The organism is Acidisoma sp., from assembly GCF_035492295.1.
Lineage (GTDB): Bacteria > Pseudomonadota > Alphaproteobacteria > Acetobacterales > Acetobacteraceae > Acidisoma.
In genome coordinates this window covers 1-14090 of record NZ_DATJJK010000156.1, presented here as the reverse complement: position 1 = coordinate 14090, position 14090 = coordinate 1, and the positions used below count along the sequence as shown (strand labels likewise).

General features: G+C 63.6%; 10 protein-coding genes. 1 reads left to right on the top strand and 9 read right to left on the bottom strand.

The window, feature by feature from the left end; genetic code table 11:
* Positions 1-123: 123 nt before the first annotated feature.
* Positions 124-1575, bottom strand: coding sequence for a carnitine 3-dehydrogenase (locus VL752_RS11060; RefSeq protein WP_325355112.1), 1452 nt, complete (start codon positions 1573-1575; stop codon positions 124-126).
* The gene (locus tag VL752_RS11055; RefSeq protein ID WP_325355110.1) at positions 1572-2477 is read right to left on the bottom strand and encodes a 3-keto-5-aminohexanoate cleavage protein; all 906 of its coding nucleotides are present in this window, start codon (positions 2475-2477) and stop codon (positions 1572-1574) included. Before VL752_RS11055 ends, VL752_RS11060 begins: the two co-directional genes overlap by 4 nt.
* 100 nt (positions 2478-2577) lie before the next feature.
* Between VL752_RS11055 and VL752_RS11050 the strand changes: the two genes are divergently transcribed.
* Positions 2578-3588: a GlxA family transcriptional regulator gene (locus tag VL752_RS11050; RefSeq protein ID WP_325355108.1), complete on the top strand. Its 1011-nt coding sequence runs from the start codon at positions 2578-2580 to the stop codon at positions 3586-3588.
* Between the two features lie 7 nt (positions 3589-3595).
* On the opposite strand, the gene VL752_RS11045 is transcribed toward VL752_RS11050, so the two are convergent.
* The 7 genes from VL752_RS11045 to VL752_RS11015 all read right to left on the bottom strand — a co-directional run bounded on the left by VL752_RS11045 (position 3596) and on the right by VL752_RS11015 (position 13927).
* Positions 3596-5593: a CocE/NonD family hydrolase gene (locus tag VL752_RS11045; RefSeq protein WP_325355106.1), complete on the bottom strand. Its 1998-nt coding sequence runs from the start codon at positions 5591-5593 to the stop codon at positions 3596-3598.
* A 38-nt stretch (positions 5594-5631) separates the two neighbouring features.
* Entirely contained in the window at positions 5632-6999 is a 1368-nt protein-coding gene (locus VL752_RS11040; protein WP_325355104.1) for an FAD-dependent oxidoreductase, read from the bottom strand.
* A gap of 13 nt (positions 7000-7012) precedes the next feature.
* Positions 7013-8650 (bottom strand): ABC transporter ATP-binding protein, encoded by a 1638-nt coding sequence (locus VL752_RS11035; protein WP_325355102.1) that lies wholly within the window; start codon positions 8648-8650, stop codon positions 7013-7015.
* Positions 8651-8654: 4 nt separating this feature from the next.
* Positions 8655-9494 carry an ABC transporter permease gene (locus VL752_RS11030; RefSeq protein ID WP_325355100.1) on the bottom strand — a complete coding sequence of 280 codons (840 nt, stop codon included), beginning with the start codon at positions 9492-9494 and terminating at the stop codon, positions 8655-8657.
* A gap of 13 nt (positions 9495-9507) precedes the next feature.
* Positions 9508-10467, bottom strand: coding sequence for an ABC transporter permease (locus tag VL752_RS11025; RefSeq protein ID WP_325355098.1), 960 nt, complete (start codon positions 10465-10467; stop codon positions 9508-9510).
* Positions 10468-10470: 3 nt separating this feature from the next.
* Positions 10471-12030, bottom strand: coding sequence for an ABC transporter substrate-binding protein (locus VL752_RS11020; protein ID WP_325355096.1), 1560 nt, complete (start codon positions 12028-12030; stop codon positions 10471-10473).
* 262 nt (positions 12031-12292) lie between these two features.
* Entirely contained in the window at positions 12293-13927 is a 1635-nt protein-coding gene (locus VL752_RS11015; RefSeq protein ID WP_325355094.1) for an APC family permease, read from the bottom strand.
* Positions 13928-14090: the final 163 nt, after the last annotated feature.

The window sequence follows — 14090 nt, the reverse complement described above, 5'->3', positions numbered from 1 at the left end:
TTGGCACCACGGATTGCACCTGAGACCGTTCTATGATGGACATCGCTCACTCCGCTCGTTGTGTCGTCAGCAAGCCAAGCCGGAAGTCTTCTTGTTTCTTTTTCCTCTGAAAAAGAAATTCCTTCATTTCATTCCAATGGCACGTCCGGCCTCGGCAGGCCAGGGCAGACCGGCCTGGGCCGTGGCAAGATCGCCGAGCTTCGCCTGAACCTCCGCTGCCGCCTCCGTCGCGCGATGCGCCCTGGTGTCGACATGCAGCAGCATCTGCTCACCTGTGGCGACCTCCGTGCCGTCATTCCTGAGCACACGATGATAGAGGCGCAGACGCTTCTCATCGTGTGAGAGAATCTGCGTCGTCGTGAAAAAGCCATCCCCCAGCTTCATCTCATCTAGATGCCGGATATGGCTTTCTACCGTGTAATAGCTGAAACCGCGCTCTAGCATCGCCGCATCCATGCCGATTTTCGCAAGCAGGGCATCGGTCGCATAGCCGCAGATCTCGACATAGCGGCTGTCATTCATATGGCCGTTGTAGTCAATCCATTCAGGCGGCACGCGGCCTTGATAGAGGCGCAAAGGCGCCCCCTGCGGCGCCGTTCGGCCCAGTTGCGCCTCGAAGCTCGCGAGCGTCGCACCCGCGCCAAAATCCTGAGCCTTCAAGGCGCGCATAATGCTGATCAGGCAATCATCCCGCTTCGCCTCCAGGACACGAAAACCCCAGGAACCGGATTGGTCGTCCGATTGCACTGCGATCTGATCAATGAACGCATCGGTCAGTTCCGGCACGTCCATCAGCTTGGTCCAGGGCAATTGCAGCGCCGGGCCGAACTGAGCCATGAAATGGCGCATTCCCGCCTCGCCCCCGGCCAGGCGGTAAATCTGGAACGTGCCCATGAAGGCCCAGCGCATGCCGGCGCCGAAGCGGATGGCGTCATCCACTTCCTCGACGGTGGCGACGCCATCATGCACCAGCCACAACGCCTCCCGCCACAGGGCTTCCAGCAGACGATCGGCAATGAAACCGTCGATCTCTTTCCGCACGTGCAGCGGGTGCATGCCGATACTGGCGAAGAAGGCTTTTGCCCGCGCAATCGTCTCCGGCGCCGTGCGCTCACCGCCGCAAAGCTCGACCAGGGGCAGGAGATAGACCGGGTTGAAGGGATGGGCGACCAGGAAACGCTCCGGCCGTTGCATCTCTGCCGAAATGCGCGTGGGCAGCAAGCCCGAGGTCGAGGAGCAGATCAGGGCATCAGGCTTTGCCGCGCGGTCGATTTCGGACAGTATCTTCTGCTTGATGCTTTCGACTTCAGGGGCGCTTTCCTGAATGAGATCGGCCTCCGCCACCGCTTCGGCCAGGGTCGAGGCGAAATGGAGGTGCCCCATCGGAGGGAGCGGTGCCGCGATCAGTTTCTTCCAGGCGCGCTCGGCGAGCGTCACCATCTCGCGTAAGCGGCGCTCGGCCTCAGGATGCGGGTCAAAGACCGTGACATCATGCCCCGCGAGCAGGAAGCGCGCGGCCCAGCCGCCACCGATGACCCCGCCACCGATGATGGCGCAATGACGGACGGCGCTCATGCGAGGCTCCCAATACGCTTCTCGAGGGCGAGCTTGGCGCGCACCTCGGCCGGGCCCAGGATGCGGGCGCCCATGCTCTCCGCGGTGCGCACGGCGCGTTCGACCAGCTGGCCATTGGTTGCCGGCACTCCCCGCGCGAGCCAGATATTGTCCTCGAGCCCGACACGGATATTGCCGCCCGCAAGCAGCGCCATGGCGGCATAGGGCAGCTGCATGCGGCCGATGGAGAAAGCCGAGAAGATCGCGCCTGGAGGCAGATTGTTCACCATCGCCATCAGCGTCTGCGGATCATCCGGCGCTCCGTAGGGAATGCCCATGCAGAGCTGAATCATCACCGGATCGTCGATCAATCCTTCGCGGATCAGCTGCTTGCAGAGAACCAGATGGCCGGTGTCGAAAACCTCTATCTCCGGTCGCACGCCCAAGCCCTGCACGCGCGCGGCCATGGCGCGCAGCATGCCAGGCGTATTGGTCATGACATAGTCGCCCTCGGCGAAGTTCATGGACCCGCAGTCGATCGTGCAGATCTCCGGCAGCAGCGCGGTAACATGGGCGAGCCGCTCCTCCGCCCCCACCATATCCGTGCCGCGCGGATTGAGCGGCAGAGGCTGTTCGACGCCGCCGAGCACGAGATCACCGCCCATGCCGGCGGTGAGGTTGATGATGACATCAGTGTCGGACGCCCGGATGCGCCGCACAACCTCGGCATAAAGCGAAACATCGCGCGCGCCGCGTCCGGTCTCGGGATCGCGAACATGGATATGGGCGATGGCAGCCCCGGCCCGCGCGGCTTCGATGGCGGCGCCCGCGATCGCTTCCGGCGTGATGGGCACATGGGGGTTCTTGCCCTGACTGTCGCCCACGCCGGTCACAGCACAGGTAATGAAAGCGTCCCAATTCATGCCGTCGATCCTCGTGGCTTGGCGATGAAGGGTGCAGCCGTCCTGGCCGCCCTGCTATACGAAAGACGAATATTTCCATTCGTTTTGCGAAGGACAAATCATGGACCGGCAGCAGGGAGAAACTGCGGCAGCGGGCACAAAACTGGTCGATGTCCTCGTCCTCGAACAATTCTCCCTCATGTGCCTCGCCGCCGTGATCGAGCCGCTGCGTGCGGCGAACCGGGTGGCCGCCGCCCCGCTCTATCGCTGGCGCCTGCTGTCGCGGGACGGCGGCGCGCCGATCAGCACCTCGGGCGTGCGCGTCGGTGCTGACGGCCCGTTCACGGCGGAGGCCCAGCGCTCAGCACTCTTCGTGCTCGGTTCCTTCAACGCCCGCGGCGTGGACCGCAGACTTTCGGCCGATCTCCGCCGCGCCGCCCGCGGCCGGCCGGCCATGGCCGGGATCGAGGCCGGGTCCTGGCTACTCGCCCGCGCCGGGCTGCTGGATGGCTTCGCCGCCACCACGCATTGGGAGGATCTGCAGGAATTCGCCGAAAGCTTCCCTAAGATCGCCGTCGCGAAAGACCGTTTCGTGATGGACCGCAACCGCTGGACAGCCGGTGGCGCCGCCCCCGCCCTCGACATGATGCTGACGATGCTGCGGCGGGAACATGGCCTGCCGCTTGCCCTCAACGTCGCGAGCGTCTTCATCTACGATCAGACGCTCGCAGGCTCCACGCCGCAACCCGTGGTCTCGCTCGGGCGGTTGCTGGCCAACGATCCGGCACTCGCCGCCGCCATCGCTCTCATGCACCAAAATCTGGAGGAGCCGCAGCCTTTGGCTGCCATCGCCGAGGGCGCGGGGGTCTTGCTGCGCACATTGCAGGCGCGGTTCCGCACTCAGCTTGGCCAGTCACCCCATGCCTATTACCTCGATTTGCGGCTCGCTTCGGCCAAACGCATGCTGGAACAGAGTGGGGCGAGCGTCGCCGAAATCGCAGCCGCGCATGGCTTCGGTTCGGCCTCCGCCTTCGCTCGCGCCTTCCGCCAACGCTTCGGCCAGAACCCGCTCGGGGCCCGCGGCGCCATGCGCATGCCTTTCCCTCCCGCCACAGGACGAATGGAAGGGTAAGCCCCTTTCAGAGATGATCGCGCGGGAAAGTCTCGTCCCAGTTGCGCGTGACGATCAGCGCACCATTCTCGAAGGCGCGGAGCGTCCCCGTCATACGGAAAGTCTCTGCCTGACCGGTCATCTCAGTCTCGGTCTCGATGCGGATGCGCCAGCCTTGGCGGCCGAATTCGAAGCTCTGGGTGATTGCCGAACGCGCGGAAAATGGATCATCCGCCTGCACGGAGAGGGTTCGGCTGAGCGAATGATCGACCGTCAGGTCGATTTCTTCGAAATGCTCCACGCCCTCGCCGAAGAGCCCGCCCTCGCCCTTCGTCTCATAGGTCGCAACGCCGGAGAGACTGTCGAGCGTCACGCGGCGGGTGCTTTTGCTCTCGGCGAGTTTGGTGATGCGCGCGAAAGGCCCATGCGCCGGCGGCAGGAACGCAACCGGCATCTCCACGCCACCCTGCCGCACCGGCAGGGCAAGGCGGCTGCCCGCACAGTCGAGCGTGACGGTCGCCGCATACGGCGCAGGCCAAAGGATCGGCCAGTAGGCCGTGGAAAGGGCAATGCGGATGCGATGGCCGGGCGCGAAATGATGGCCGCAGATCTTCAGTCGCAGCAGCACGTCATAGAAGGTGCCCGGCTCCAAGGGCACGGGCTCGGCCGAACCCGTGCGATGAGCGAGGTTGAGCACGCCATAGCTCACACGCTGGCTCGCGCCGTCCGGCGCGACATCGCAAAGCCGCACCGCGATCTGCGCGAGCGGTGCATCGGCCGCAAGCCGCAGCTTCACCACGGGCGAGCCCAGGATCTCCACCGCCGCAGCAAGCCCATCAGTCTCGAAGACCAGCGAATAGGCATCGTCTAAGCGCTGATCACCCGGCATATCGCCGGCCACACCCGTGCCCATCCATTCGCCGCAGGCGGTGCCGGTCCAAAGCGGTGAGCGGATTTTCCGCAATCCGGAGGCGGCTTCGGCGCACAAGCTGCCGTCAGAACCAGGGTGAAAGACGGTCTCGGCGATGTCCGGGCTCGGCCAGGCAGGCTCGCCCCGCCAGCGGCCAGAAGCCAGGGCTTTGGTGGAGGAGACGGTGGACTGTGCATCCTCCACGAAGGCGCGCAGCATCGGCTCCTGCATGATGCCGGTGTCCCGGTCCTTCAGCCAATGGTCCCACCAGCGGACGGCTTCCTGCAGGAAGCCGATGGCGGGGCCGGGCGCACCATCCTGCGGATAGATATGCGCCCAGGGGCCGATGAGGCCGAGACGCGGTACGGCGAGATGCTCCAGAAACTCCGGCACCGCATTGGTGTAGGAATCGGCCCAGCCGCCGACCGCCATAACGGGACACTGAATCGCTGACCAGTCCTCGCAAACCGAGCCATGCCGCCAGTAGGCATCGCGCCGCTGATGGGCAAGCCAAAGGGCAGGCCAGAAGGGCATATGCTCCAGCCGCGCAATCCATTGCGTCCGCCAATCCTCGCCCCGCAGCAGCGGGTCCGCCGGCCGCGCCTGGAAGGCGAGCATGATGGCCCCCCACCAGTGATTGTCGTTGAGCAAACCGCCGCCCATGTAGTGGATGTCGTTGGCGAAACGATCCGCGGTGGAGCAAACGGTGAGAATGGCGCCGAGCGCCGGCGGCCGGCGTGCCGCGACCTGCAGGCAGTTGAAGCCGCCCCAGCTTTTGCCCATCATGCCGACACGCCCGTTGCACCAACTCTGGCGACTGATCCAGTCGATCACTTCCAGCGCATCATCCTGTTCCTGGGCCAGGTATTCGTCGTCCAGAAAACCATCGGATTCGCCCGATCCGCGCATATCCACGCGGATCGCCGCATAGCCCTGGGCGGCAAAATAGCCGTGCATCGGCTCGTCCCGGCCGCGCGTGCCATCGCGCTTGCGATAGGGGATGTATTCGAGGATGGCCGGCACGGGCGCGGCCTCCTCCGGCAGCCAGAGGCGAGCGGATAGCCGCGTGCCGTCAGCCAGCGGAATCCAGAGATGCTCGGTCACCGTCACGGTCATCAGTTCACTCGCTTGCAGCAGGAAGGTTGTAGCTCGGGTCAGTGAAGCCTGACACCCTGGCGGCGCAACTCGGCCTGCACCGCCGCCATGTCGACGCGATCGAGTTCGCAGCCGGTTTTGACGGAGAGCGCCGCGGCCACGCCCGCCCCCTGGCCTGCCACAGCGCAGCACGCCATGTTGCGCGTGGCGGCATGGGCAATCCTGTCCCCACCGATGGCGCGGCCGGTCACCAGGAGGTTCGCCGTGCTTTTCGGCAGCATTGCGCGATAGGGGATCTGCATATACCGGCCCGTCGTCGGCAGGATCAGCACACCGTAGCCGTCGATGAACTCCGGGTAGATGCCAATCGTGTCCTCGAACCGGCCCTGATGGCGGACATCGGCCTCGGTCATGTTATAGGCCGCGTCGATCTTGCGCGTATCGCGGATACCGATGGTCATGCCGAAGTTGCGCAGCCGTGCCGAAGCGCAGCCGGGCGCGAAACGCCGCAGGGCCTCGATCGCCAGCATGACCTGCTTCCTTCCCTCGATCTCGAACCGCGTCAAACTGTTGGGGTCGGTGCCATCGCAACCCGCCAGATGGACAAGGTTCATATAGGTGAGCTCGCCCGTGTCGTGCATCGCACCCCAGGTGCCTGAAATCGTGTTGAGATGGGCCGGTATCACACCGGCCTCGATGGCTTGCTGAAACGGTTTCTTGAGAAAGGGGGAGAACATGGCGTCCTCCTTGCCAGAGGTCTCGACGCTCCATTCCCCGGTTGACCAGTCCGCATAGGTCTGTGGGTCCTCCCGCACCGAGGCCATGAAAGCCCGCTTGTCGACGCCGGCCAGATGAAACATGACGGATGCCGCCTGCATCTCCTCGACCGGTGTTTTTTGCGTCTCGGCACCGGCGCGATGCGCGACATCGGCATCCCCGGTCGCATCGACAATGCGCTTGGCAAGAATCGCCTCGCGGCCCGCTTTTGATTCCGTGATGATGCCGATCACCGCACCGCTGTCCAGAATGGGCGCCACGAATTGCCGATGCAACATGGGGCGGATACCGGCTTCTTCCACCAGCCGGTCGGCAACCAGCTTGAACCCCTCCGAGTCGAGTTCGTAGCTCAAGGACTGGCTCTCCGGAACCGCGGCGCCCATGACGCGTGCACGCTCCTCGAACTCCCAGCCGATGCCACCGGCCTCAATCGTCTGTTCGTGGCGGTACCAGGCGAATCCTTCCACGCCGACGGTGGTGATATTGCCGCCGAAGCACCCGAAGCGCTCAACCAGCGCGACCTCGACGCCCGCCCGCGCCGCCGCGAGAGCAGCCGCGAGGCCACCCGGGCCCGAGCCCACGACGAGAACATCCGTCTCGTGGATGACGTCGATGGCGCGGGCCGGTTCGTGAATGAGTTTCGCGGCCACGACGCCCGCCCTTTTACGCGAGCGCCGGCGTTGGTCCGGCGCGCCAGATCTCGCGCCGCGCCAATGCTTCGTCCAGCCAATCGGTGCGCATCTCCGGCACGGAGAGCAGGAGTTTGCGGGTGTAGTCATCCGGCGGGTTTTCGAAAATCTCGGCCGTCGGGCCTTCGGCCACCATCTGCCCCTTGAGCATGACGACGACGCGATGGGCGATGCGCTTCACGGTGCCGAGGTCATGGGTGATGAAAAGATAGGAGACGCCGAGATCGTCCTGCAGCTCTTTGAGCAGTTTAAGAATCTCCTCGGCGACAAGCGGATCGAGGGCCGAGGTCACTTCGTCGCAGATCACCAGCGCCGGCCGCGCGGCGAGCGCGCGCGCGATGCAGATACGCTGCTTCTGCCCGCCCGAAAGCTGACCGGGGAAGCGCTCGACGAAATCCGCCGGCAACCCCACGAGGGTGAGCAGCTCCGCGACCCGCGTACCCACAGCAGCACCGGATACCCTGTCGAAGAAAGCGACCGGACGGCCCAGAATCATGCCAATTTTTTGGCGCGGATTGAGCGCGATATCGGGCAGCTGATAGATGAGCTGGATGCGCTGGCGCTGCTCCCGGCTGCGCGCCTTGTAGGAGGGGGGCAGCAGGTCCCGGCCGAAGCGAAAGCTGCCTGCGGCAGGAAGGAGCTGGCCGACGGCAGCATAGGCGAGGGTCGATTTGCCCGAGCCCGATTCGCCTACGACCGCCACCGTCTCCCCTCGGGAGACGGTAAAGGCGACCTCGGATACCGCTTTGACCGGCCCAAAAGTGACGGTGACATCCTGAACCGCGAGCACCGTCTCGCGGCGCGCTGCCTCGGCCACGCCATGGCCCTGCATCGCAGCCCGTCGCTCGGAGACGAGCGCCGTCGTATAGGGCTCTCGGGGGGTCATGAGAATCTGTTCGGTGGCGCCGGTTTCCACCATGCGCCCGTGGCGCAGCACCATGATGCGATCGGCGATTTGCGCCACGACCGAGAGGTCATGGGTCACATACAAGGCCGCCGTCCGGTATTCGCGGATGAGTTCGCGCAGCTTGGCCAAAACCTCGATCTGGGTCGTGACATCCAGCGCGGTCGTGGGCTCGTCCAACACCAGCAAGTCAGGCTGGCAGGACATGGCCATCGCCGCCATGGCGCGCTGCAACTGCCCACCAGAGGCTTCATGCGGGTAGCGCGCACCGAAGGTCTGAGGGTTCGGCAAATCAAGCGCCGCGAAAAGCTCAACCGCGCGGGCTTCCGCCTCGCGCCGACCCATCAAGCCGTGACGCACCGGCCCTTCGCAGACTTGCGCCATCAGGGTCATGGAAGGGTTGAAAGCGGAAGCGGCACTCTGTGCGACATAGGCGACGCGCACGCCACGCAACCCGCGGCGCTCATTCGTATCCAGCTTGCGGATGTCGCGACCCGCAAGCAGGATCTCGCCGCCGGTGATGCTGCATCCGGGCCGCGCATAAACAAGGGGCGCGAGGCCGAGCGTCGATTTTCCCGCCCCCGATTCACCAATCAAGCCCAGCACCTCGCCGCGATGCAGGTCGAGGTCAATACCATCCGTCAGTACCTGTCCATTCGACGCCTCAATGCGCAGGCCCCGAATCTGCAGCAGCAGATCTTCGCTCATCGCCTTATACCTCCGCGCCGGCGCTGGCGCCGGCCGGCATGGCATGGATCGAGAGCAGCCAATCGACGATCAGATTGACGCCGATGGTGACGATGGCAATGGCCGCGGCCGGGTAGAGCGGCGCGTAGCCGCCGAAGCTGATCGCCTGGGCATTGTCATGCACCATGCTGCCCCAGTCCGCCGCGGGCGGTTGAATGCCGAGGCCGAGGAAGCTCAGCGACGCGATGAAAAGAAAGGTGAAGCAGAAGCGGAGGCCAAATTCCGCGACCAGCGGCGGCACGGCATTGGGCAGCACCTCACGCAGAATGATCCAGCCCACGCCTTCGCCGCGCAGCCGAGCCACCTGCACGTAATCCATCACCGTGATGCTCATCGCGACCGCCCGCGCGAGGCGAAAAACGCGCGTCGATTCCAGAATGGAGATCGTCGCGATCATGATCGGGATGGAGGTGCCGAGGACCGCAAAGACCATCAGGCCAAAAATCAGGATCGGCATGGCAAGCAAGATATCGACGATGCGGGACAGGATATTGTCCACCACCTTGTTCGTGGAGGCGGCCAGGAAGCCGAGCCCCACGCCGATCACCATGGTGAAAAAGGTCGCAATCAGCGCGATGCTGACGGAGGTGCGGCCGCCATAGATGAGGCGGGAGAGCATGTCACGCCCGATGCTATCCGTCCCGAGCCATGTATGGGCATTCGGCGGATCCCACACGCCGCCGACAATCTTGGTCTGCTGATAGGGGGCGATCCAAGGCGCGAAGAGGATCATGACAACCGTCAGCAGCACGATGACGCCGCCAATACAGGCGGTGAAGGGCACACGGCGTCCGGCGATTGTCATAGCAATTTCTCCCTCATTGCCGCAGACCGCTGCGCAGTCGCGGATTGGCGAGGGCCGCGAGAATATCGGCGAGCGTATTGAGGCCGATGAAGACAGTGGCAAAGATGAGGCCGCAGGCCTGCACCGTCGGCAGATCACGCTTCGACACCGCGTCCACCATGAACTGCCCGACGCCCGGATAGACGAAGACGACTTCGACGACGACGACGCCGACGACGAGATAGGCTAGGTTGATCGCAACCACGTTGATAATCGGCCCCAACGCATTCGGCAGGGCGTGGCCCAGCACGACGCGCGTGCGCGACATGCCCTTGAGGAAGGCCGTCTCGATATAGGGCGATGACATAACGGCAAGGGTGGAGGTCCGGGTCATGCGCAGCATATGGGCGACGACGACGAGCGTCAGCGTGATCGCCGGCAAGGTTGTAGCATCAAGGCGGCTCCAGAAGCCCATGCCGTCATAGACGGTGGCAAGGCTCGGCAGCCAGCCGAACCCAGAGGCGAAGATCACGATCAGGATGTAGCTGACGAAAAATTCCGGAAAGGAGATGGTGGCGAGGCTCAGAATGCTCGCTGTTCTGTCCAGAATGCCGCCTTCGCGGATGGCCGAGAGAATGCCTAGACCGACCGCCAACGGGACGGCAATGATGGCGGCATAACCTGCGAGAAACAGTGTATTGGCGAGACGCGGCAGCAAAACGCTGGCGATGGGCGTGCCGGTGGTCAGCGACGTGCCGAGGTTGCCGTGCAGCACGCCGAAGAGCCAGTGGAGATAACGCAGATAGGCCGGGTCATTGAGGCCAAGCTTGGCCCGCAGCACGGCGAGCGCTTCCGGCGTCGCTGATTGACCGAGAAGGGCACTCGCCACGTCACCCGGCAGGAGCTGCGTGCCGAGAAAGAGGAGCAGCGAGACGGCGAACAGGGTGAGGACCCCAAGCGCCGCCCGGAAAACAATGAAGCGAAGGATCGCCACCGATCAGCTCAGCCAGACTTTTTCGCCGATACGCTCGCCCATGAAATCGAATAGCGGGTTGGGCTTCATGCCATGGACGCGATCGGACCCCGCTTCCAGATAGTCGATGAACAGCGGAATAATCGCGCCGCCCGTGTCGGAGATCATGCCCTGCATCTGGCCGTACATCTCCTTGCGCTTCGCCTGGTCGAGTTCGACGCGCGCTTCCAACAAGAGCTTATCGAACTCCGGGTTCTTCCAGAAGGTGTCGTTCCACGGCGCATCGGACTTGTAGGCAATGGTCAACATCTGATCGGCCGTGGGCCGGCCGCCCCAGTAGGAGGCGCAGAAAGGCGCCTTCATCCAAATATTGCTCCAATAGCCATCCGCCGGCTGCTGCTTGATGGAGAGGTTGATGCCGGCCGCCTTCGCCGTCTGCTGGAACAGCTGTGCCGCATCGGTGGCGCCCGTGAAGGCCACGTCATTGACGTTGAGCTCGACCTTGAGGTCCGTCTGGCCGGCCTTCTTCAAATAGAACTTGGCTTTATCCGGGTCGAAACTGTGCTGCGGCAAGGACGCATCGTAGTATTGGTTGGTGGACGGGATGGGTTGGTCGTTGCCGATCCGGCCATAGCCGCGCAGCACGGTGTCGAGAAGCTGCTTGCGATCGATCGCGTATTTAAGCGCCATGCGAACATTGTTGTCATTGTAGGGTGCATCGGTGCAGTTCATGACGAACAGCCCATGCTGCCCGGCCGCGCTCTGAATGACATGAACCTTCGGCCGCTTTTTGAGCAGATCGACGGTACGCGCATCAAGCCGGTTGATGGCATCGACCTGGCCTGAGAGCAGCGCCGCCGTGCGGGCCGACACGTCGTTGATCGTTAGTGTCTCGACGCTATCGACATAGCCGCAGTTCGGCTTCCAGTAGGGGCGCGTCTTCTTGGTGATGCAGCGGACGCCGGCTTCATAGTGCTCCAGAACGAAGCAGCCGGTGCCGATGGGATTCTTCCAGTCGGTGAATCCGTTCGGCACTGCGAGGATGTGATAGTCGGAGAGCAGGAAGGGCAGATCCGCGTTGCCCGAACTCATGAGAATCTGGATTTTGTTCGGTGAGAGCTTCTTGATGTCGGTGACCGCCGCGAGGGTCGGCTTCGCAGGCGAGGACGACTTCCCGCGATGCAGATTGATAGAATAGATGATGTCGTCTGCATCCAGCGTCTTGCCGTTGGAGAAGGTGATGTCGCGGCGGACATCGAAGGTCCAGTCGGCAGCGCCCGGCTTCGACTCCCAGTTCATGAGGAGTTCCGGAGTTGCCTGATTGTGCTCGTCGATTTCGACGAGGCCATTCATGATCTGGTAGCCGATATTGGCTGGCACCCAGGAAAGATAGGTCGTGGGGTTGAGGCTGTCGGTCGTGCTGCCGCCGCTCATGCCGAGACGGAGATGGCCGCCCTGCTTGGGTGCGACTTCGGCCGCTCCGGCGCCGATCAGGGGAATGGAGGAGAGACCGGTCGCAGCTCCCATCAGAGCGGCAGCCCCCAGGAACTGGCGCCGGTCGATCATCGAATGAGGCTTGGGCATGTTCAGCTCCCGAGATGAGGTGTCGTGCTCCCGCCGGGGCCTCGGCGGAGAGCGCCTCATGCCTTAGGAAGCGTTATGAATGGAACGCATAGCTGCATTTCCGAGACTATCTTTGGCTGTATGGGCGGGAGTTGTCGATTGCCGACATCGGCTTCGTGCGAAGCCGACCGGCGTGCGACGGGCACGGCAGGATGACCGTGCCACGTCAACGAGAGGGCGCGATCGGCCCTCTTCGGTCCGGCGGGGTGCTCCGCCGGACCGTTCAGATCAGATCCTTCGTCATTCCGATATCCGACATATGGGCCATGACAGCCGCCGTATCCTCGGCCACCAGGGCGCAGCGCAGGGCGATGGCGACGACGACGAGACTCCAGATCACGGTCACGATCACCGCCGGCCAGAAGGTGAGGATGCCCAGACCACCCCCGACATTGGAGAGCGCAGAGATGACCCAGATGCCGCCGAACCACGGCAGCAGCCAGAAGATCTCACGCCAGCCAAATTCAGCCGCCGAGCGCCGGCTGATGAGATGAAACCAGCCGGCGTAGGCGGCGAAACCGACCACGACGATCACCATCAGCACGGTATTGGTCAGAAAACCGGTCCAGAGCACGATCAGGTTGCTGCAGACGAAGGCAGCGGGCGCGATGACATTGGCGGCGGGCAGCAGGAAGGGCCGCTTAACCTGCGGCACGTTGCGGCGAAGCACGAGCAGGGCGATCGGGCCGAGACCGTAGGTCAACACGGTGATGGAGGTGATGTAGTTGACCAGAAGCTGCCAAGCCGGGAAGGGCAGAAGGAAGATCACGCCGACGACCCACATCACGGCCACCGCCAGCCAGGGCACCTTGGCGCCGTTGAGCAGGGTGAGCCAGGTCGGGCCCGCCCGCATTTCGCCCATGGCGTAAAGGATCCGGGAACCGCCGGTGACATACATGAGGCCGGTGCCGCCTGGTGAAACATAGGCGTCGACATAGAGAATGAAGGCCAGCCAGCCGAGCCCCATCATGGCGGCGAGGCCGGCAAAGGGTCCCATCGCGCCCGGGAAGTTCAGATGGGCCCAGCCATGCGCAAGGTCTTTAGGGGTGAGCGCCGCCAGGAAGCCGATCTGGAGCAGGATATAGACCACGGCGCCGAGTAGAACGGAGCCGATAACCGCAAGCGGAATGTTGCGCCCGGGATTGGCGCTCTCGCCGCCGAGATCGATCGCGGTCCGGAAGCCGAGGAAGCTGAAAACGATGCCGGCGGCGGGCAAAGCGAGGAAGATGCCGGTCGCGCTGTAGCCCCCGGGATCGGCACTCATGGCGCTCGGATGGCCCATCGAGGCGAAAATGAGGGTCAGCGCCGTCACCACCGGCACCGCGATCTTCCACCAGGTGACCGTGGAATTAACCTGCAGCAGCAGCCGGATGGCCATCAGGTTGAGCGCCGCCATGATGAGCAGCAAGATGGCGCAGACGACGAAACCGAGGCCCGTCAGAACGCCCGTGCCGCCGGGCACGATGAGGCCGGGAACGTAGTTGTTGGCATAGGTCACGACCGCCTCGGTCTCGACCGCTGGCACCGGCACATAGGCGAGGAACAGCATCCAACCCCAGATGCGGCCAAGCCCGTCGCCATGGCTCGCGTGGCTCATATGGACCAGGGCCCCGCTCTTCGGGAACATGGAGGAGAGTTCGGCGAAGCAGAGCGCGATCAGCATGATGATGACGGCCCCGACGATCCAGCTCCAGACGGCGAGCGGACCCGCGATCCTTGCCGCATGAAAGGCGCCGAAGAGCCAACCCGAGCCGATCATGCTGGTGGTGCTGGCGAAAAGGAGGCCGATGATTCTTGCGTCACGACGGAGGGGGGCGGTGGGTACCAAAGGTGCGACACCAGACGGGGGACTGCTCATAGCATCTCTCCGAGCTCGAGGATAAAGGAGGCTCCCCTAAAACGAAGGGCGCTCTATGACAAATTGTTTATAAAATTCGACAGATTTTGAACAATTTATCTCATCCCTCACCACTTCTTGAGATGAACATTCTTTCGCTAAACGATTTTCCTTTAGTCATGGA